Origin of the sequence: Erwinia sp. ErVv1 (assembly GCF_900068895.1) — a bacterium.
GTDB lineage: Bacteria > Pseudomonadota > Gammaproteobacteria > Enterobacterales > Enterobacteriaceae > Erwinia.
Map to the genome: position 1 here is coordinate 17,624 of NZ_CDPK01000015.1, position 19,927 is coordinate 37,550.

Sequence of the window (19,927 nt, forward strand, 5' to 3'; positions counted from 1 at the left end):
TTTATCTTTAGCAATTTTGTTCCGGCATCCGGCACCGTCATCCAGAGTTATCTGGAACAGTTCGTTGCCAACGTGAATAAAATGACGGCGGTCGGGGCCTGTGGTCTGGTCGTCACGTCGCTGCTGTTGATGTATTCCATTGATACGGCGCTGAATGCTATCTGGCGCAGCAAGCGCAAGCGGCCGCTGGTCTACTCTTTTGCCGTCTACTGGATGATTCTGACGCTCGGCCCGATGCTGGCCGGGGCAAGTCTGGCGATCAGCTCTTACCTGCTTTCGCTGCGCTGGGCATCGGCTTCCGGCGTCAGCTGGCTGATAGATTATGGGCTGAGAATTTTTCCTCTGCTGCTTTCCTGGCTCTCATTCTTTTTGCTTTACAGCATTGTTCCTACGCGTCAGGTGGCGGGGCGTGATGCACTGATCGGTGCGCTGGTGGCCGGACTGCTGTTCGAGCTGGGTAAGAAGGGCTTTGCGCTCTATATAACGATGTTCCCCTCGTATCAGCTGATTTATGGCGTACTTGCGGTTATCCCCATTCTGTTTCTCTGGGTCTACTGGACCTGGTGTATTGTACTGCTGGGTGCGGAGATCGCGGCGACCCTGGGTGACCGCCGCCTGCACCGGGAGCAGGTGTTACAGAAACAGCAAGAGCAAGAACAAGAGCGGGAAAAAGAGAAACGATGATTGCCTTAATTCAGCGCGTATTGAGCGCCAGCGTAACGGTGGCAGGGGAGCGCATTGGGGAAACCGGACCGGGGCTGTTGGTCCTGCTGGGCGTGGAAAAAGGGGATGACCAACAAAAAGCGTCACGCCTGTGCGATCGCGTACTTGGCTATCGCATTTTCAGCGACGACCAGGGCAAAATGAATCTTAACGTGCAGCAGGCAGGAGGTAGCGTGCTGGTGGTATCCCAGTTTACCCTCGCCGCAGATACGCAAAAGGGAATGCGACCCGGTTTTTCTGGCGGCGCAGAACCCGCAGAAGCAGAAAAGCTGTATGAGGCCTTTATCGGCTGCTGTCGTGAAAAAGGTGTGACGACCGAAACGGGTCGTTTTGGTGCGGATATGCAGGTTGCGCTGGTCAATGATGGCCCGGTGACCTTCTGGCTGCAGGTTTAAGGCCGAAAGCCGAACGACGGGTCAGCGTACCGGGCTCAGAAAGAGAGAACCATCTTATGTATCATCTTCGGGTGCCTGAAACAGCAGAAGAGCTGAATACCTACTACCAATTCCGCTGGGAGATGCTGCGTGAGCCGCTTCATCAGCCAATGGGGTCCGAGCGGGATGCCTGGGATGCGCTGGCGCATCACCAGATGGTGGTGGACGAGCATGGCGAACCGGTGGCGGTAGGACGCCTGTACATCAATGCGGAAAACGAAGCGGGGATACGCTTCCTTGCGGTGCATCCCTCGGTGCAGGGAAAAGGGCTGGGTACGCTGGTGGCGATGACGCTGGAGTCCGTGGCGCGGCAGGAAGGGGCGAAGCGCGTCGTGTGCAGCGCGCGCGAAGATGCGGTGGAGTTCTTTGCCAAGCTGGGCTACGTCAATCAGGGGGAGGTGACCGCACCGCAGACCACGCCGCTGCGCCACTTCCTGATGATTAAATCGGTCATGACTCTGGATGATATCCTGCACCGGGCCGACTGGTGCGGTCAGCTTCAGCAGGCCTGGTACGATCATATTCCGCTTAGCGAGAAAATGGGCGTGCGGATTTTGCAGTACACCGGGCAAAAATTCATCACCACCATGCCGGAAACCGGTAATCAGAACCCGCACCAGACCCTGTTTGCCGGCAGTCTGTTCTCGCTTGCGACGCTAACCGGGTGGGGTCTTATCTGGCTGCTGCTGCGCGAGCGGCATCTCGGGGGCACCATTATTCTGGCCGATGCCCATATTCGCTATAGCCATCCGATCACCGGTAAGCCGGGCGCGGTGGCTGACCTTGGCTCAATGAGCGGCGATTTGGATCGCCTTGCGCGCGGACGCAAGGCGCGAGTGCAGCTGGAGGTGGAACTCTTCGGGAATGAGGTGTGCGGCGCGGTATTTGAAGGCGTTTATATCGTGCTCCCCGCCGATCCAAACGGCCCGCTGGAGCTGGGCGGATCGGGTATTAAGTAAGGGCAGCGTGAAACAAGCACAGCCTGAAATCAGCGCCCCTTCTTTTTGCGGCCCGGCTGAGCAAAGCGCTTGCGGGAAGCCGGGCCGGCAGGGGATTTATCGCCGCCCTTCGGTGCGCCGCTGACCGGTTTTTTTACCGCAGTCGGCTTAGCCTTTGCAGGGGCTTTCTTCGTCGGCTTCTCTTCTGACGAAGAGTCTTCAATCAGCTTAAATAGCTCAATCAGCTCATCGTCGGTCAGATCGCGCCACTCTCCCGGCGGCAGCCCTTTCAGGCTGACATTCATAATGCGGGTACGCTCGAGTTTCATCACTTCATAGCCAAAGTGCTTACACATGCGGCGGATCTGGCGGTTGAGTCCCTGCACCAGCGTGATGCGAAACACGAACGGCGCCTCTTTCTTCACTTTGCATTTTTTAGTCACCGTGCCCATCATCGGCACGCCAGCGCCCAGCCCGGTGATAAACTCGTCGGTCACCGGCTTGTTTACCGTGACCACGTACTCTTTCTCGTGGTCGTTTCCTGAGCGCAGGATCTTGTTCACCAGATCGCCGTGGTTAGTCAGGAAAATCAGCCCCTGCGAGTCTTTATCCAGTCGCCCAACCGGGAAAACGCGTTTGCTGTGGTTCACAAAGTTAACGATGTTGTCGCGCTCACCCTCTTCCGTGGTGCTGATGATGCCGACAGGTTTGTTGAGCGCAATAAGCACCAGATCGTCTTCATTACGCGGCTCAATCAGCTGACCATTAACTTTCACTACATCGCCAGCAAAGACCTGCGCACCGACGCCAACGCGCTTACCGTTAATAAACACATTTCCCTGTTCTATGTAACGGTCGGCATCGCGGCGGGAACAAATACCGCTCTCGCTGATGTATTTATTAAGACGAATGGATGAATTGGTCAGCATGGAGCCTCCTTTTTTAAAGCGCGGACTATACCTTACTCCCGTCAGGTTGCGAACAGGAGCGACGCATATAGTCCTTTTTTACCGGGGATCCGCACAAAAAATTTTGTACTGCTATCCGGTACCCATCACTCTGCGCGCGACTGCGCCGCCGTTACCTGACCTGACTGCATTCTTTGCTGCACCGTTTTGTCGTTAACGGTCGTCGAGAGCGAACCGTTCACCGAGGGTTTTAGCGGCGTTCCTGCTGCCAGCCTGCCCTCTATCTTTAGCTGCATATCGCCGTCGCCCTGCAGATCAACATCCGGCCATCCCCACTCATGCAGCAGGTTAGCCGGTACCTGGCGTCCGTTCAGGGTCAGCGAGAACGCCCGCTGGGGCTGCTGGGAAAGGGTAGCCAGGCCTTCAACCATCCCGCTTTTGACGAAGGCGCTCATCTCCGTCACCGCAATGCTGTTGTCGTCAGCCGTCAGCGCGAGGGAAGGGTGACGGACATCAACGCGGTTAAAGGTTGCTTCGGCGGCGTTCACACTCAGCCTGCCTGACCAAATTCCCCACTGCCGATCCCGCGCCAGCAGCAGGTCACTGCCGCTGCCCTCAAGTGACGTCATCTGGAAGGGGAAGTCCGGATTGATATCAATAATCAGATTCCTGTTGGCCTCAAACCGCTTCACTTCAATGCCTGACAGCCAGGCGGGTAGCGGCGCCATCCACAGGTCACGCCAGTTTTGCGGCAGCGTATATTCAAGACCGGCGATCGCCAGCTGATCCAGCGTCAGCTTTTTATCGCTCCGTTGCCAGGTTCCGGCAGTGCGGATCAGCCCATTCGCCCAGCGCGAGCTGAGCTGGGTCAGCGCCACGCCCTCCGGCGAAAAGGTCATATTGACGATGGGATCGTTCAGCTCAAGGCTGCCATTAACGAAGGAATTTGCATTCATTGAGAGCGAACCCTCACGGCTTTCCCAGTCGCCATCCCGCAGGGTGATATTTTTAAGCGCCAAATCTAAATCGGTGATCGCCCAGTCAGCTCCCTCCAGACGGGCATCGGTTACATCAATGCGCTCAAAGTGTATCGGCGGTAGCGACAGTAGCGGCTCAAGAAAGCCTGGAAGGGATCGACTGCTTTGCAGGCGAATATTGTTCAGCCTGAGGTTAGCCACGTCCCAGCGGCCGGTGGCGTCCCGCTGTGCCCGGCCAGTGATCGAGCCAAGTGCCAGATCGGCACCGAAATTGCTGATAACCCACTGCTGCTGGCTGATACTGCCCTGAAGCAGCACATTCTTCGCGGGAAAACCGCCAACATTCAGCGAGGCTGCGCTCATCTGGAAACGGGCATCGCTGCCAGGCATATTCCCCGCCTGCGGTTTCCAGGGGGTGAGGCCGCCGACGACCCGCTCTGCTTTAATGGGCAGTTCACCGTCGGGGGCGTCCACCGCCATCTCACTAAGCTGGAGACGATCTGCTTCCAGGGGAAGCGGCGCGGCGGTGCGCCAGACGTTCAGCGTCCCTTTTTCCAGTCTGATGCTGCTGAAGTGCCCTGGGTGGGTAAACTGGGCGAGACTCAGCCCGAGGTCCACCCGCTTCGCCACCAGCGTTGCCGGCTGAGTTTTACGGCCAAACGAGACGTTATCAAGGGTAAGAAGCGAGGGATCGGAGAAGTTATGCTCCAGCTTGCTGAACGCCAGCTGATAGTCGGTGCGCTGGCTGATCGAGCGGCTTATCCATCCGGCCCCCCACTGCGTCTGGAGCAGGACATAGAGCAGGATAGCCACCAGTAAAAGCAGCAACAGTAGCGTAAGCAGAATTTTTCCGAGTCGTTTCATTGCACCCTTCCCTATGAGCATTTTTGATAGGTTGTTATGCCTGAATTATTACCGAAGCTCAACCGCCGGATGGTCGCGGGCGACGTGAATATCGCCCGCCTGTAAGCGCAGGAGGAAGGGAAGCGCGGTTTACTTCTCCTGTGGGAAGAGCAGATTCAGAATAATGGCGGTGATGCCCCCTGCCGCGATGCCGGAGGAGAGCAGCGTTTTCAGCCAGTCCGGGGCAAACTGCAGGATCAGAGGCTGCTGGGATACGCCCAGACCGACCGCCAGGGAGAGGGCCATTATCATAATTGCCCGACGGTTGAGCGGCTCGCGCGAGACGATACGCACGCCCGAGGCGGCGATGGTGCCGAACATGACAATCGTAGCGCCGCCCAGCACCGGTTCAGGGATATGCTGGACAAATCCGCTCACCGCCGGGAACAGGCCGAGCACAATCAGCAGCAGAGCGACCACAAAACCCACGTAGCGGCTGGCGACGCCGGTCAGCTGGATAACGCCATTGTTCTGACCAAAGCAGGAGTTGGGAAAAGTATTAAACAGCGCCGAGACACAGGAGTTCAGGCCGTTAGCCAGCACGCCTCCCTTCAGGCGTTTCATATACAGCGGTCCGCTGACCGGCTGCTCCGAAACATCGGAGGTTGCCGTGATATCGCCGATGGTTTCCAGTGAGGTCACCATAAAGACCAGCATAAGGGGGATGAGCAGATTCCAGTCGATGCCCAGGCCATAATATAACGGCGTTGGCACAGCGATTAAGGGTGAGGCGGAGGCGGTGGTAAACGACGGCAGCATGCCCAGCATCCAGGCCAGAAGGTAACCGACGGCCATAGCAATCACCAGCGACGCCACGCGCAGCCACGGATTACGCTGGCGGTTTAACAAAATAATCACCGCCAGCACCGCGCCCGCCAGCAGCAGGTTTTTCGGCGCGCCGAAGGTATGATTACTGATTGCGGTAAAGCCGCCGCCGATGGAAGTCAGACCCACCTGGATCAGCGACAGGCCAATAATCATCACCACAATCCCTGAGACAAGCGGGGTGATAATACGGCGTGCCAGATGGAGCACGCGGGAAAGCAGCATCTCGGTACAGGAGGCCAGCATCAGCGTGCCGAATAGCGCCGCCATCATGGTTGGCACATCCGCACCGCCACTTTTCAGCGCGGTTCCTCCCATGATCAGCGGCGTTACGAAATTAAAGCTGGTGCCCTGAATCGATAGCAGTCCTGAACCGACGGGCCCCCAGGTCTTAATTTGCAGAATCGAGGCCACCCCGGAGGCAAACAGCGACATGCTGATAATGTGCTGCGTATCCTGCGCGGGCAGGCCAAGCGCCTGGCAAATCAGCAGGGCGGGCGTGATGACCGCCACAAACATCGCCAGCAGATGCTGACAGGCCGCAAACAGCGTTTGCGGCAGCGGTGGTCGATCGTCCAGACGATAGAGCAGTTCGCTTTTTGCCGCAGCAGCATGCTGACGGCCGGATGCGGCATCGGGGATATTGACGGACATTCTCACGGTTCCCTGGTGAACAAAGTGGCGATTTTAATCTTATACAGGGTAAAAGCAAACGTTTGCCGTGAGAGTTAGCGTCAGCGCACCGGCGTTCTGCGCAGCCTGCCACACCACTCACTGACTTTCAGGGATTCAAACAGAATGTAGCTTACGCAGGCCACTAAAAAGGAGTTTAAGGTCGGTGCTCCCCACTGAACGCTCAACCCGACATAGCTCCCGGCAAGGCTGGCGAGTATGGCGGCCCAGCCGGTCGTAACGGTCTTATCCGGAAGTGTGCCGTCTACCCTGGAGGTTTTTAGCGCGACGCTGTACTTCTTCACCACAAAATACTCGGTCAGCATCACGCCCAGCACGGGCGGTACGACGACCCCAAGCAGGTTCAGGAAGTCGACGAAATGGTCGAGGATGCCCCACACCGACAGCCCGGTACCCAGCACGCCAAGACCGAGGGTTACGGCCGAATAACTGAGCTTTTTACCGGTAGTGCTTTCCACCGCATTGACAATACCGAGCGCTGAGGAGTAGAGGTTGAGATCGTTGACCCTCAGCGTGGAGCAAATCACGGCCAGTAGGCCGAGGCTGCCCGTAGAGAGGGTGATGATTGACATGATGTCGCCGGTGTTCAGCTTGCGGGCAATAAAAATGGCCAGGCCGTTGATAATGAATTCACCCAGAATAATCGTCGCGAGGGTGATCATCAGCACGTGTCGGCCATTTTTGGAATAGCGCGTCAGGTCAGGTGTCATCAGGCTGGCGAGAATAGCGCCGCCCACCACCAGTGTGATACCCGCATTGATCGAGAGCATCTCCTTACTCTGCCCGGACATTACCGGCAGGCTGGCGTGATCGGAGATAAGCGTACGCCAGGAGATCCAGGCAATGAGCGCGATAAAAACCGGCACGGCAAAACGCGCGGTAAATCGCAGGGCCCGAAACCCGAAGGCCACGATGAGGGTCAGCGTCAGGCCGGAAAGGGTGGCCGCCAGTGAAAAACTCAGCTTTCCCTCCGTCGCCGCACTCAGAGAACGGGCGAAGAGGGAATTCTGTATACCAAACCATCCCAACAGGCTGATGGCCACCACCACCCCGATCAGCGCCGATCCGCTTTTGCCGAAGCCACACCAGCGTCCAAGCAAACTCCCTGACAGGCCCTCTTTCATGCCAATGTAGCCAAAGCCAAAGGTGATTAAACCAAAGATCAGGCTTCCGAGGATAATCGCCGTAAAGGCATCCCCGAGGGGCATACTGTCGCCTAACACGGCACCCAGCATAAACTGGTCAAGTGCGGTCAGCATGCCCATATGTACGATGGCGACGCTAAGGAGAGAAACGCGACTCGTCGCCGGTACGCGGCTAAGAGGAAAATCGTCAATTTTCATAATAGAAAATCCTTTTTAAATGAAGTGGATCCCTTTTTGGATCAGGCGACCTGGGATGTAGTTTCCGAGATGAGTATTTTCACAGAATTCTTCAAACTGCCGGAGCGAATGAACGCCTGCTTTTTGATATATGCTGTAAATTCTGTTTTCGACGGTTTTAACACTCAGTGAATAGATATTTGCCATCTCTTTCGCGGTCATTCGCTGGAGTATAAGGAAAATGATATCCATTTCCGCGTCGGTAAAGTCCGGATGATTACACTGTGTTGTCAGGACCGAGGGCTTTTTCTTATTAATAAATTTCGCGGGTGTCAGATTATCCAGCGGTCGTGCATTCCAGACGGTGCCAATACATTGGGCGTCACGGTTAAAAAAGGGAAATTTCTCACTGATATAGGGCGTCAGATAATCCAGACCATTCCAGTAGTGCGTCTCAATAACACTGACGCGCTCAAGGGATTCCTCCGTCCGCCGATCGTGTTCCTGTAAATCTTCAGCACATTCAGCCCATAGCGCGGGAAAGTCCTGATCGAGCTCTCCCTCAACATTGAACGTCGGGGGCGTATTTGTATAGCGACAGGCGGCTTTATTCATATAAAGATGTCTGGACTGGAGATCTTTAATACCCCAGGGCTCAGCAAGATTTTCCATCATACAAATAAAAGCCGACAGCACATTATTCCCATCGCTGGAAGACGCCATAGCATGGTCCCTTTCAGGAAAATATTTTCTGCAAATAATAACGCGTATGTTTACCTAAATAGCCGTCCATGCTGCCATATACCTGGTAGCCCAGCTTTTCGTAGAAACCTCTGGCCTGAAAACCGAACGTATCGACATAGGCCATCTTGCATCCCCGTGCTTTAGCGATCTCTTCCGCTTTTAGCATCAGCGCCCTGCCCTGATTATTCCCTCTCTGTGCTTCACTGATCCACAGATACTGGATCTCCAGGCCTTCCCACCACGTCTTCGCCACCAGTCCTCCGTGGATCTGATTATCCTCACTGCGGAGCGTTACCAGCAGTGGCTCAATATCGACCGCGTCGAACTGGCTGTTATGCTGCCAGAGATGGCTGATGACGTATTCCTGATCCTCAGCGGAAGGGGTAGAGGTTGTGACGATTTTCATTGTTGCTCCCTGAATTCGAAAATGATTGCCCTGCACAGCCGCGAATTTTGTGCAGAAAATTCATAAATTTTCAAGGGGGATTATTACTGTTTCACGCCTGAAAAATCGCCGCTATTATCCGGCAGATACAAAAACATCAGTGATTTCAATATTTTTATAGGCATTTTGCCAACATCAGGGATATTAAATATTTAAGCCAGGGGTAACGTTGGCTCTGTCAGAAGGTTTATGGCCGGACGGCGGCGAAGGGGTGAGACGCAGGGGTAAAGGGCGTCTGGATAAGATTAGCGGTGTTCCGGCGGATTTCAGGCGAAGGATAGCGGCTCAGGCGTTGGTATAACGCTGCGTTTCTGGTAGCCAGCGCTCAATAAGCGCCGTTGCCTGTTGCGGATAGTGCTGGTGGATATGTCTGGCGACGCGCTGCACCTCTGGGATCATCGCCTGGTCGCGCAGCAGGTCGGCGACTTTAAACTCGGCGTTACCGGTTTGACGCGTGCCCAACAGTTCGCCCGGCCCGCGAATTTCCAGGTCGCACTGGGCAATGACGAAACCGTCATTACTGTCGCGTAAAACCTGCAGGCGTTTCTGCGCGGTTTTACTTAGCGGCGCCTTATAAAGCAGGACGCAGTGAGAGGCTACCGATCCGCGTCCCACACGTCCGCGTAGCTGATGCAGCTGCGCCAGTCCCAGCCGCTCGGGGTTTTCAATAATCATCAGGCTGGCATTTGGCACATCCACGCCTACCTCGATAACCGTAGTGGCGATAAGCAGATGCGTAATGCCTTCCTTGAAGGCCTGCATTACGGCCTGCTTCTCCCCGGGCTTCATCCTGCCGTGTACCAGCCCAATCTGTAATTCCGGGAGCGCCAGCTTCAGCTCTTCCCAGGTGGCTTCTGCCGCCTGAGCCTCTAGCTGATCGGACTCCTCAATCAGGGTACACACCCAGTAGGCCTGTCGGCCTTCATCGGTACAGGCGCTTTTCACCCGCGAGATAATCTCAGCCCGACGCGTATCCGGAATAGCGACCGTCGTGACCGGCGTTCTCCCCGGTGGAAGCTCATCGATGGTCGAGGTGTCCAGATCGGCATAGGCGGTCATTGCCAGCGTACGCGGGATAGGCGTAGCGGTCATAATCAGCTGATGAGGATGGAAACCCTGCTCCTCGCCTTTTTCCCATAGCGCCAGCCTCTGATGAACGCCGAAGCGGTGCTGTTCATCAATAATCACCAGTGCCAGCCCGTTGAACTGCACCTGCTCCTGGAAAATGGCATGCGTACCGACGATCATCGAAACCTGGCCGGCAGCAATGGCATCCTGTTGAGCCAGCCGCGCTTTGCCCTTTTGCTTACCGGCCAGCCAGCCCACTTCAATCCCCAGTGGCGCAAACCACTGGCGGAAGTTATTGGCGTGCTGTTCGGCCAGCAGCTCGGTCGGCGCCATCAGGGCGACCTGCTTGCCCCAGGCGATCACGTTAAGCGCGGTCAGGGCGGCAACCAGCGTTTTCCCTGAGCCAACATCCCCCTGCACCAGACGCATCATCGGATAGTCGTGGGCCAGGTCATGCTCAATTTCCTGGACGACGCGAACCTGTGCAGCGGTCGGTTTAAACGGCAGGGCCGCCAGCAGCTTACTGCTCAGATCGTGCCGGGGAGTCATCGGTAATGCATGATAGCGCTGGGCACCGGCGCGAACGGCCAGCATGCTGAGATTGTGCGCCAGCAGCTCTTCCATAATCAGACGGCGCTGCGCAGGATGCCGGCCATGTTCCAGGTCAACCAGCGCCATATCCGGCGGCGGGCGGTGCAGCATACGCAGTGCAGCGGGCAGACCGATCATCCCCTGACTCAGCTCGGGGGGCAGCAGTTCAGCGATGGCGCAGGTATCCAACAGCTCCAGCGCCTGGTCAGTAAGGTTGCGCAGCGTGGCCTGGCGTACGCCTTCCGTCGTGGAGTAAACCGGGGTGAGGGTTTCCTGCAGCGCAACCGTGGTGTTCTCGCCCTGGACCCGGTATTCCGGGTGGATAATTTCCGCGCCGCGCTGGCCGCGCTTGATCTCACCGTAAGCGGTGACGCGCCTGCCGGGCGACATGCTGTTTTTCATTCCGGCATTGAAGTTGAAAAAACGCAGGGTGAGTATGCCCGTGCCGTCGCTTATCTGGCAGGTCAGCATCCTTCGGCGGCCAAAGGAGATATCGCAGTTAAGGACCTCACCTTCTACCGTGGCGTAAATATTGGGGAGCAGGTCATTGATGGCATAAAGTTGCGTACGATCTTCATAGCGTAGCGGCAGATGAAGCAGCAAATCCTGCACGGTAACCAGCCCCAGCTTTGCCAGCTTTCCCGCCTGGCTTGCGCCAACGCCTGCGAGGGTGCTTAGCGGAACGGTATCCAGCAGGCGACCATTCATTTTTTTCGACCCGATGACTGCATCGTTGCCCACCATTGAGCATCGGCTACCACCTCGCCCCGATCGTTGATCTGCGGGTAGGGCAAACCTTTGTGCTTAGCGACACGAGCCAGAACGGGATAACCGCCCTCAAACAGCAGCCGCTGCTGCTCGCTGAACGGCAGGGTGCTGGCCTGGCGCTGATACATGCCGACGTTCTGACGCTGGCGCTGTGCTTCATAGAGGATAAGTGCAGAGGCTACGGAAACGTTAAGGGACTGCACCATGCCAGCCATTGGGATAATGATCTCCTGGTCAGCCAGTTCCAGCGCCTGACGGGTAATACCGGTTTTTTCCTGGCCCATCAAAATGCAGGTTGGTCGGGTGTAATCGATTTCGCGAAAGTCGACGGCCTTATCAGACAGATGGGTCGCCAGGATCTGCATATCCTGACTTTTAAGATGGCAAACCGCGTCCGCGATGGTAGGGTGCGTTTTCACCTGCACCCAGCTGTTGCTGCCTGCCGCAGAGGAGACCATGGTTCGCATGCGGCTGCCCGGCCATACGGCATGAACCTCATGCACGCCCACCGCGTCCGCCGTGCGGATCACCGCAGAGACGTTATGAGGCTTATGGACCTGCTCCATGCAGACGGTCAGGTCATGTTGGCGTGCGGCCAACATCTCCAGAATACGGGCGTAGCGTTGAGCATTCATGCGCTAGTTCCGGTTACGGTGGACTTTAATCACATCCGGCATTACGCGGATTTTGCGCATAATATTTGCCAGATGAACGCGATCCCGGGCCGTCAGACGGATAAAGGCGCTGTAGACCCGACCATCTTTCTCTTCCGTATTCATGCTCTGGATATTGGAGCCTGCGGTATTAATGGCGGCAGTCAGGTTGGCAAGAGCCCCCTGATGATTAAACATTTCCACCTTAATTTCGGCCATAAACTCATGATCGGTCGTGACTTTGTCCCACTCAACCGCCATATATTTCTCGGGCTCTTTTTGATAGCCACGGATATTACGGCAGGACTCATGGTGCACCACCAGGCCTTTACCCGGACTGACGTGGGCAACGATCGGATCGCCAGGAATAGGGCGGCAGCACTTGGCAAAGGTAATCAGCACGCCATCCGCGCCCTTAATGGGGAGCTTGCTGCGGGAGCTGGATGAAGTGCGCTGACTGGTCGGTAGTGGATTGTCACTCTGCTGAAGATTTTTCGCCACCACCACGCTCATGGCGTTACCCAGACCAATCTCTGCCAGCAGATCGTCCAGGGTGGCCAGCTTCATACGTTCCAGCTCGTGCTCCAGGTTGCCAGGCGGGATTTCAGCCAGCTTGCGGCTTCCGCCCAGTGCGTGATTAAGCAGACGACGCCCCAGGCTGACCGAATCATCACGCTTGAGGTTTTTCAGCAGCTGACGGATTTTCGCCCGCGCTTTCGAGCTGACGACAAAATTTAGCCAGGCCGCATTCGGGCGGGCGCCCGGCGCGGTAATAATTTCGACGGTCTGACCGCTGCTCAGTGGCTGTGACAGCGGATAAGGCTGACGATCGACGCGTGTGCCGACGCAGGCATGGCCGATATCGGTATGCACGGCATAGGCAAAATCCACCGGCGTGGCACCGGCCGGCAGTTCAACAATGCGGCCTTCCGGCGTGAATACGTATATTTCGTCCGGGAACAGGTCGGATTTGACGCTTTCAATAAATTCAAAGGAGCTTCCGGCACTCTGCTGAAGCTCCAGCAGGCTCTGTAACCAGCGCTGAGCGCGGATCTGTGCCGTGGTGCTGCTTTCGCCCTGCTCTTTATAAGCCCAGTGAGCCGCGACACCCATCTCTGCCATCTGATCCATATCTTCCGTGCGGATCTGCACCTCTACCGGCACGCCGTGCGGCCCGATCATTGAGGTGTGCAGCGACTGGTATCCGTTAGCCTTGGGAATAGCGATATAATCCTTCACCCGGCCCGGACGGGGCTTATACAGGCTGTGCATCTGACCGAGAACCCGATAGCAGGTATCCACATCACTGACGATCACCCGGAAGGCATAAATATCCATGATCGAGTGGAAACGCTGCTCTTTGAGGTGCATCTTGCAGTAGATGGAGTAAAGGTGCTTCTCCCTGCCGCTGACGCGACAGGGGACACCGGCTTCCTGCAGACGGCCGTCAATTTCCGAAAGGATTTTTTGAATCATCTCCTTACGGTTACCGCGAGCGGCTTTGACCACTTCTTTAATCACGCGATAGCGGTTAGGGTAGAGCGCTTCAAAACCCAGCTCTTCAAGCTCGGTTTTCAGGTGGTGGATACCCAGGCGGTGGGCCAGCGGGCTGTAAATTTCCAGCGTTTCGCGGGCTATGCGCCGGCGTTTATCCGGGCGCAGCGAGCCGAGGGTGCGCATATTATGCGTACGGTCAGCCAGCTTGATCAGGATGACGCGAATATCCTGCACCATCGCCATAATCATCTTGCGAAAGTTTTCGGCCTGGGCCTCTTTCTTATCGCGGAATTTCAGCTTGTCGAGTTTCGACACCCCCTCTACCAGTTCGGCAACGCTTTTACCAAACAGCTGTTCCATATCCTGGTAGGTGGCGGGCGTGTCTTCGATCACATCGTGAAGAAGCGCGGCCATAAGCGTTTCATGGTCGAGCTTCATTTCAGCAAGGATGCAGGCTACGGCAACCGGATGGGTGATATAAGGCTCACCGCTGGAGCGAGACTGTCCCTCGTGGGCATCACGTGCGACAAGGTAGGCTTGCTTGAGGCGCTTAATCTGGTCCTCAGGCAAGTATTTTTCAATCAGCTGATTGAGACTTTCAAACAGGTACAAGGGCGGCCTTCAGGCTGGTAATTAACGACGACCTTCAGCGATAGCAGTAACAGCCTGCAGCTCAGCGGCTTCCTGATCCTGCTGTTCCTGACGATCGCGCACGTCCAGAATCTGGTTGGTGATCAGGCCTTCTTCGATTTCACGCAGGGCGATAACGGTAGACTTATCGTTTTCTTCAGGAACCAGTGGATCTTTACCACCTACCTGCATCTGACGCGCACGGCGTGCAGCGACCAGAACGAGGTCAAAACGGTTACCAATTTTTTCTACTGCGTCCTGTACGGTTACGCGTGCCATAATTGTGATACTCCACGGGAGAAGAAATGACTGGGCATCATACTGAGTTGTCCTCAGTCTGCCAATAGTTTGCTGATTAACGCGTCATGTCGGGATTTTTGACGTCCCATACGCAGTCGCTCAGCGCGAATGATGGTTTTCAGGTCGGATAAAGCCAGATCGAAATCATCATTAACAATAAGGTAATCGTACTCCGCAAAATGGCTCATCTCAGCCACGGCCTGCGCCATACGGCGGCTGATAACCTCTTCGCTATCCTGACCGCGTCCGCGCAGCCGGCGGTCCAGTTCATCCTTTGACGGCGGCAGCACAAAAATTGTGCGGGCCTGGGGCATTTTCTCACGAATCTGCTGCGCACCCTGCCAGTCAATATCAAGGAAAACGTCCACGCCGGTGGATAACACCTGCTCGATGGCCTTGCGCGACGTGCCGTAATAGTTCCCAAACACTTCAGCATGCTCAAGGAAGGCGCCTTCCTGAATCATACTGCGGAATTCGTCATGCGAGATGAAATAGTAATGTTCACCGTGGTGCTCACCGGGACGCTCTCCCCGCGTAGTATGGGAGACAGAAACCTGAGTGTCATACAGCGGCTGCGTTTTTAGCAGGGCATGAATGAGACTGGATTTACCCGCGCCGCTGGGAGCAGAAACAATAAAAAGAGTGCCTTGAGCCATGATTATCTTTGATATGCCAATAAAGCGGAGTCTACTTCCTGCACAGTATACACGGCTGGGGCACTTGATGCAGCGTTTCAGGCGTACCGCCGTGCTTTTTCTCTATAAATGGATAGCCGTTCGCAGCGTGGCGGTAATTTTTCATCCCTGATGAAATATTTCTGGTACTGCTTTCCACTCCTTCTCCTTTCCCGTCGTCAGGCCGCTTATCCTGCGTTTTAATCCGCACAGAACAAAAAGGAGAAGGCAGGATGCGGATCTTATTACTGTTGCTGGCGCTGTGCTGTTCGACTCTTCAGGCCCAGTGCCCGGTGTGGACACCCGCCCGCGCGGCGAGCGAAATGACAGCGTTAGAAAAGCAGCTGAGCGAATGGGATGATGCCTATTACCGAAAGGGGGTAAGCGCCGTCGGGGATGAACGCTACGATGCACTGCTCCAGACCTATCAGGCCTGGCAGCGCTGCTTTGTCCCGCAGAGCGATCTCCGCCAGCCCCAGCTGGCGCAGGGCGGTAAAATGCACCATCCCGTTGCGCATGCGGGCGTCCGTAAACTGGCTGATAAGCAGGCAGTGGCACGCTGGATGGTGGGGAAAACCGACCTCTGGGTGCAGCCTAAAGTGGATGGTGTGGCGGTGACCCTTCACTACCATCAGGGCAGGCTTGTAAGATTAATTAGCCGGGGAGACGGCCTGCGCGGCGAAGACTGGACGGCGAAAGCCACGCTGATCCCTGCTATTCCACAGCGTATACCTGATTTTTCAGGCTCGCTTACGCTACAGGGTGAACTGTTCCTGTTGATGAACGGTCATCAACAGGCCGGTCAGGGGGGAGTCAATGCGCGCGCCCTCGTAGCAGGAGCAATGCGTCGAACCAGCGCGTCAGAGGTGCTTAGCAGGGTGGGGGTATTTATCTGGGGCTGGCCTGATGGACCCGCCACCATGCAGGAGAGAGTAGCGAAACTGAGCGAGGCCGGTTTTACGCTGGCGGCCAGCTGGAGCCAGCCGGTCAGTAATGCCGGTGACGTTGAGGGCTGGCGCACGCGCTGGTTTTCTCAGCCACTGCCTTTTGTCACCGATGGCGTGGTCGTCCACAGCCCGCCCGCTGCCGGGCAATATTGGTTCCCCGGCAACGGTGACTGGGCGGTTGCATGGAAGTACGATCCCGTACGGGTCACGACCGGTGTGAAATCCGTTGATTTTACGATTGGGCGAACCGGGAAAATCAGCGTAGTGCTCAATCTGGATCCTGTTGTGCTGGACGATAAACAGGTTCGCCGCGTCACTCTGGGATCGCTTAAACAGTGGCAGTCCGCGGATATCGAGCCGGGCGATCGGGTTTCAATCAGCCTGGCGGGCCAGGGTATTCCACGTCTGGGTGACGTCGTGTGGCGCGTGAGTCAGCGCGATCCCCCTGCGACCCCAGACCCGGAAAGCTACCATTCCCTAAGCTGTTTCACGCTAACCCCTGCCTGCCGCGAGCAATTTCTTGCCCGACTGGTCTGGCTGAGTAGCCGCAATGGACTTGATATGCAGGGCATAAACCGTAGTAGCTGGCAGAAATTGATGCAGGCAGGTCACCCGGAGCATCTCTTCTCATGGCTGTTGCTGACGCCACAGCAGCTAAGTGAGATAAAAGGGATTACTCAGCCACGGGCCCGTCAACTCTACTACCAGTTCACGTTGAGTAAGCGGATGCCCTTTAAGCGATGGGTGAGGGCGCTGGGCGTACCTGTTCCAGAAAGGGCGCTGAACGCCATGGAGGACGACAGCTGGCAGACCATACTGGCGCGGGGCGAATCAGCATGGCAGCAGCTACCGGGAGTGGGACAGACGCTCGCGCGTCAGATTATGGCCTTTTTAACCGCGCCACAGGTGCGGCCACTGATCGCCTTTTTAGAGCAGAATATTCCGGCACGGATCAGTGCTCCGCATCATGGTAGTTAAAGACGGGTAGGCCGAGCTTAAAGCGCAGCGCCAGCAGGCGGGCAATAAAGCCAAACAATAGGGTAACGGTGATGGTCGTTTCGTGTGACAGGGGCGTCTTCAACAACAGGATATAGAGCCAGCCTGATGCAAAGGCGATACCGGCGTAAAGCTCTTTCTGAAACACCAGGGGGATGCGGTTGCAAAACATATCGCGCAGCACGCCGCCAAACACTCCGGTAACAACGGCACATATTGCGGCAATAATTGGCGCATGGCCCATATCTAAGGCCACTTTGGCTCCGATAATGGAAAATACCACCAGGCCGAGCGCATCCAGCACCAGGAAAACCTTGCGCAGGTGGGGCATCAGGTGGGCAAGCTGGGTAGTCACTACCGCTGCGGCAGCGACAATAATGATATATTCAGGATGTTTTACCCAGCCAAGCGGATAGTGCCCCAGCAGCATATCCCTGACGGAGCCGCCGCCAATGGCGGTAACCGAGGCGATAATAATCACGCCGAACATATCCATCTGACGACGGCCTGCCGCCAGCGCGCCGGTCATCGCTTCTGCCGTAATGCCGATGATATAGAGAACAGTAAGTAACATAGCCAGCTCCTGAATAATCGGCAGCAAGCATGAAGGATCGGCAGTAGTTTGACGACTGGAATTTTAAAAATATTACGTGGATCTTGCGGCTTTCTGATTACAGGGGAGCGGAAGATTTTGATATCCGCGTAAATTTGCTGGCTGGGGTCACTCGCAAAGTCGCAACATATAAAACATGCGCTGGTGGAAGCCCCGCCAGCGCATGTTAACGGCATAGTGCATCAATCTCTACGAGATAAAACCGTGCCGACCCGCCGAATCAGTTTTTCTTCACGAACTCTGATTTAAGCTTCATCGGACCAAAACCATCGATCTTGCAGTCGATATTATGATCGCCTTCTACCAGACGGATGCTTTTGACCCGGGTGCCGATTTTTAGCGGCGTCGAGCTGCCTTTAACCTTCAGGTCTTTGATCACGGTAACGCTATCGCCATCGGCAAGCAGATTGCCGTTAGCGTCTTTAACGATCAGTGTGTCTTCAACCGCCGCTTCTGCGGTTTCAGACCAGACGTGCCCGCACTCCGGGCAGTTGAGCATGGCGCCATCCTGCCAGGTGTATTCTGACTGGCACTTAGGGCAGGGAGGAAGAGTTTGCATGGTGAGCCTCAAAGTAATCCATAAAAAAACAGGGGGCATTTTAGCCGGAAGGCGGCGGTAAGCCTACAATAAAAATCCGGGGGGCTTATGAAGCTGGCTCGGGTGCTTTAAGATTATTGTCGTAATCCACAGGGGGATCTATGCAGAAGCTGAATATTTATGATGCAAAGACACATCTGTCCAGGCTGGTAGCGGATGTTGCAGCCACGTCATGACAGCCTCCTGAGTATTTTGCTACTTCCGCATAGCTGGTGAAAGCCGTGGAGGAAGGGATGATGCTGTCTTTACGCGAGGGCGGCAAACCTAATCGGAGGCGACTTTTATAATATCACCATTATGGTCTAAGCGATAATTATCACCATCGTACACGGTAAACATTAAGCCCATATTTCTGCTTTTATCTACAGAAAATACAGCATCCTTTTCGATGCAATTTACTTTTGTCTTCATATCATCAAAACAAAGTCTGTCATATTTCCCTTCTTCTTTATAACCATCGCCAAAATCCCAAAAAATAACAGTAAAATATCCAGAGGATGATGGTTTAGGGATGTCATATTTTTCTTTCAGTATTTCTTTATTTTTTAGCCACCAGTTTATTTTCCCCTTATCTGTCAGCGGGAGACTTCTGACTAAAACATAGCTATGATTACCGTTGTCATGAACCGCAACAACTTCTACCGGGCGCAGTGATAGCCAAAGCCAGTAACCCAGCAGAACACAGCCAGTCAGGAAAAGCAGAATCAAGATTTTTTTATTTTTTACTGTCATTGCGACCTCCAGTGATTTCTACGGTGGTTTCCATGTTGGTCAAAAAAGGCTTAAAACCAAAGTGATTGTATCGCTGGAGCACAAACCAGATACGGAAGAAATGGAACTGGCTAAATTTTGTTTTCAGAATATCATCATTATCCAGACCAAAGTGATCCTGGACCTTGTAATGGACCACTGCCTGAAAACGGTCATTATCAACATGCAGTGATTTCATGGTGATATGTGTTGCCCAGGTATCATGAACGGTGATACCCATACCGTTAAAGTTATCCTGGAAGCGATCAAATTTTGGGAGTTTCCCTTCGAGAATGTTTTTTCGTAATTCATCCTTATAATTTTTCGGGTATTTCTTGTCTTCCCATATTATGTTTTTTTTAAGCGTATCTCTTATTCGTAAAACCGTACTATTTTTTGTTGAATCATTAAGAATATGATCCTTTGAAGCTCTGTCCAAAGACACATCACGAAAGGGCGTACCGTTACCGTTCTGCATGTGAGTGATCATCTTTTCGATCAGGTGGCTGTACGGCCCATAAAGAGAAAATTTGCGAGATAACTGTCGGAACTCATCAAACAGGATTATGGCACACTGCTGGCGGGTAATCTTTTCACCCTGGCTACGCAGATTACAGCAGAACATGGACTGAGGACGATCCATTGAAGAACGCCGGGTCAGGGTGTAAGGATCAACCCGGTCAGAGATGTAATCCAGTCGGTAATGGGATTTTNAACATGGACTGAGGACGATCCATTGAAGAACGCCGGGTCAGGGTGTAAGGATCAACCCGGTCAGAGATGTAATCCAGTCGGTAATGGGATTTTAACTGTGCTTCGGTCAGATCGCCGCAGCGCATATCACTGGCGCTGTAGTCGTCCATCCACTTTTGGGTTTTGAATAGGGTACTGGGAAACTGTAATGCGGCCATTAGTTTACATTCCTTGTGT

The 19,927-nt window shown here is 54.9% G+C and carries 20 protein-coding genes; 4 read left to right on the top strand and 16 right to left on the bottom strand.

From position 1 onward, the window contains the following. The 3 genes from A1830_RS17415 to fabY all read left to right on the top strand — a co-directional run. On the top strand, positions 1-684 hold a 684-nt coding region (locus A1830_RS17415), incomplete at its 5' end, for a virulence factor BrkB family protein (RefSeq protein WP_197473364.1). Continuing rightward, a complete protein-coding gene (gene dtd / locus A1830_RS17420) occupies positions 681-1,118 on the top strand; it encodes a D-aminoacyl-tRNA deacylase (RefSeq protein ID WP_067709215.1) in 438 nt (145 codons plus the stop codon). The genes A1830_RS17415 and dtd, both read left to right, overlap by 4 nt. A gap of 56 nt (positions 1,119-1,174) precedes the next feature. Then, on the top strand, positions 1,175-2,116 hold the full coding sequence (fabY, locus tag A1830_RS17425; RefSeq protein ID WP_067709217.1) for a fatty acid biosynthesis protein FabY: 942 nt from the start codon (positions 1,175-1,177) through the stop codon (positions 2,114-2,116). A gap of 29 nt (positions 2,117-2,145) precedes the next feature. On the opposite strand, the gene rluF is transcribed toward fabY, so the two are convergent. The 11 genes from rluF to gmk all read right to left on the bottom strand — a co-directional run bounded on the left by rluF (position 2,146) and on the right by gmk (position 15,075). After that, the gene (gene rluF / locus A1830_RS17430) at positions 2,146-3,024 is read right to left on the bottom strand and encodes a 23S rRNA pseudouridine(2604) synthase RluF (RefSeq protein WP_067709219.1); all 879 of its coding nucleotides are present in this window, start codon (positions 3,022-3,024) and stop codon (positions 2,146-2,148) included. A gap of 125 nt (positions 3,025-3,149) precedes the next feature. Further along, positions 3,150-4,844, bottom strand: coding sequence for an AsmA family protein (locus A1830_RS17435; RefSeq protein ID WP_067709221.1), 1,695 nt, complete (start codon positions 4,842-4,844; stop codon positions 3,150-3,152). A gap of 129 nt (positions 4,845-4,973) precedes the next feature. Then, entirely contained in the window at positions 4,974-6,362 is a 1,389-nt protein-coding gene (locus A1830_RS17440; protein WP_067709223.1) for a nucleobase:cation symporter-2 family protein, read from the bottom strand. An 80-nt stretch (positions 6,363-6,442) separates the two neighbouring features. Beyond that, entirely contained in the window at positions 6,443-7,747 is a 1,305-nt protein-coding gene (locus A1830_RS17445; protein ID WP_067709225.1) for a cytosine permease, read from the bottom strand. Between the two features lie 12 nt (positions 7,748-7,759). Next, complete coding sequence (locus A1830_RS17450; protein ID WP_067709227.1) at positions 7,760-8,446, bottom strand: helix-turn-helix transcriptional regulator; 687 nt, start codon at positions 8,444-8,446, stop codon at positions 7,760-7,762. Between the two features lie 13 nt (positions 8,447-8,459). After that, positions 8,460-8,873 (bottom strand): GNAT family N-acetyltransferase, encoded by a 414-nt coding sequence (locus A1830_RS17455; protein WP_067709229.1) that lies wholly within the window; start codon positions 8,871-8,873, stop codon positions 8,460-8,462. A gap of 324 nt (positions 8,874-9,197) precedes the next feature. Further along, positions 9,198-11,279, bottom strand: a complete 2,082-nt coding sequence (recG, locus tag A1830_RS17460) for an ATP-dependent DNA helicase RecG (protein WP_067709231.1) — start codon at positions 11,277-11,279, stop codon at positions 9,198-9,200. Then, on the bottom strand, positions 11,276-11,974 hold the full coding sequence (gene trmH / locus A1830_RS17465; protein WP_067709233.1) for a tRNA (guanosine(18)-2'-O)-methyltransferase TrmH: 699 nt from the start codon (positions 11,972-11,974) through the stop codon (positions 11,276-11,278). Before trmH ends, recG begins: the two co-directional genes overlap by 4 nt. A 3-nt stretch (positions 11,975-11,977) precedes the next feature. After that, positions 11,978-14,101 (bottom strand): bifunctional GTP diphosphokinase/guanosine-3',5'-bis pyrophosphate 3'-pyrophosphohydrolase, encoded by a 2,124-nt coding sequence (spoT, locus tag A1830_RS17470; RefSeq protein ID WP_067709236.1) that lies wholly within the window; start codon positions 14,099-14,101, stop codon positions 11,978-11,980. 21 nt (positions 14,102-14,122) lie between these two features. After that, entirely contained in the window at positions 14,123-14,398 is a 276-nt protein-coding gene (rpoZ, locus tag A1830_RS17475) for a DNA-directed RNA polymerase subunit omega (protein ID WP_067709239.1), read from the bottom strand. Between the two features lie 53 nt (positions 14,399-14,451). Then, positions 14,452-15,075 (bottom strand): guanylate kinase, encoded by a 624-nt coding sequence (gene gmk / locus A1830_RS17480; RefSeq protein ID WP_067709241.1) that lies wholly within the window; start codon positions 15,073-15,075, stop codon positions 14,452-14,454. Positions 15,076-15,326: 251 nt separating this feature from the next. On the opposite strand from gmk, the gene ligB reads away from it, so the two are divergent. Beyond that, positions 15,327-17,018 carry an NAD-dependent DNA ligase LigB gene (gene ligB / locus A1830_RS17485; protein WP_067709243.1) on the top strand — a complete coding sequence of 564 codons (1,692 nt, stop codon included), beginning with the start codon at positions 15,327-15,329 and terminating at the stop codon, positions 17,016-17,018. On the opposite strand, the gene A1830_RS17490 is transcribed toward ligB, so the two are convergent. From A1830_RS17490 to A1830_RS24065, 5 genes are all read right to left on the bottom strand, one after another. Further along, complete coding sequence (locus A1830_RS17490) at positions 16,993-17,610, bottom strand: trimeric intracellular cation channel family protein (protein WP_067709245.1); 618 nt, start codon at positions 17,608-17,610, stop codon at positions 16,993-16,995. The two genes, ligB and A1830_RS17490, sit on opposite strands and share 26 nt — an antisense overlap. 259 nt (positions 17,611-17,869) lie before the next feature. After that, positions 17,870-18,208, bottom strand: coding sequence for a zinc ribbon domain-containing protein YjdM (locus A1830_RS17495; RefSeq protein ID WP_067709247.1), 339 nt, complete (start codon positions 18,206-18,208; stop codon positions 17,870-17,872). Between the two features lie 303 nt (positions 18,209-18,511). After that, a complete protein-coding gene (locus A1830_RS17500) occupies positions 18,512-18,979 on the bottom strand; it encodes a DUF943 family protein (RefSeq protein ID WP_067709249.1) in 468 nt (155 codons plus the stop codon). Then, positions 18,963-19,658 carry a YPO3983 family protein gene (locus A1830_RS17505; RefSeq protein WP_369815722.1) on the bottom strand — a complete coding sequence of 232 codons (696 nt, stop codon included), beginning with the start codon at positions 19,656-19,658 and terminating at the stop codon, positions 18,963-18,965. Before A1830_RS17505 ends, A1830_RS17500 begins: the two co-directional genes overlap by 17 nt. A gap of 19 nt (positions 19,659-19,677) precedes the next feature. Beyond that, complete coding sequence (locus A1830_RS24065; protein WP_067709251.1) at positions 19,678-19,908, bottom strand: DUF3289 family protein; 231 nt, start codon at positions 19,906-19,908, stop codon at positions 19,678-19,680. Positions 19,909-19,927: the final 19 nt, after the last annotated feature.

Bases quoted from the DNA above. Each gene is read 5' to 3' on its own strand.
- dtd (WP_067709215.1), top strand. From the start codon at position 681: ATGATTGCCTTAATTCAGCGCGTATTGAGCGCCAGCGTAACGGTGGCA.
- fabY (WP_067709217.1), top strand. From the start codon at position 1,175: ATGTATCATCTTCGGGTGCCTGAAACAGCAGAAGAGCTGAATACCTAC.
- rluF (WP_067709219.1), bottom strand. From the start codon at position 3,024: ATGCTGACCAATTCATCCATTCGTCTTAATAAATACATCAGCGAGAGC.
- A1830_RS17435 (WP_067709221.1), bottom strand. From the start codon at position 4,844: ATGAAACGACTCGGAAAAATTCTGCTTACGCTACTGTTGCTGCTTTTA.
- A1830_RS17440 (WP_067709223.1), bottom strand. From the start codon at position 6,362: ATGTCCGTCAATATCCCCGATGCCGCATCCGGCCGTCAGCATGCTGCT.
- A1830_RS17450 (WP_067709227.1), bottom strand. From the start codon at position 8,446: ATGGCGTCTTCCAGCGATGGGAATAATGTGCTGTCGGCTTTTATTTGT.
- A1830_RS17455 (WP_067709229.1), bottom strand. From the start codon at position 8,873: ATGAAAATCGTCACAACCTCTACCCCTTCCGCTGAGGATCAGGAATAC.
- recG (WP_067709231.1), bottom strand. From the start codon at position 11,279: ATGAATGGTCGCCTGCTGGATACCGTTCCGCTAAGCACCCTCGCAGGC.
- trmH (WP_067709233.1), bottom strand. From the start codon at position 11,974: ATGAATGCTCAACGCTACGCCCGTATTCTGGAGATGTTGGCCGCACGC.
- rpoZ (WP_067709239.1), bottom strand. From the start codon at position 14,398: ATGGCACGCGTAACCGTACAGGACGCAGTAGAAAAAATTGGTAACCGT.
- gmk (WP_067709241.1), bottom strand. From the start codon at position 15,075: ATGGCTCAAGGCACTCTTTTTATTGTTTCTGCTCCCAGCGGCGCGGGT.
- ligB (WP_067709243.1), top strand. From the start codon at position 15,327: ATGCGGATCTTATTACTGTTGCTGGCGCTGTGCTGTTCGACTCTTCAG.
- A1830_RS17490 (WP_067709245.1), bottom strand. From the start codon at position 17,610: ATGTTACTTACTGTTCTCTATATCATCGGCATTACGGCAGAAGCGATG.
- A1830_RS17495 (WP_067709247.1), bottom strand. From the start codon at position 18,208: ATGCAAACTCTTCCTCCCTGCCCTAAGTGCCAGTCAGAATACACCTGG.
- A1830_RS17500 (WP_067709249.1), bottom strand. From the start codon at position 18,979: ATGACAGTAAAAAATAAAAAAATCTTGATTCTGCTTTTCCTGACTGGC.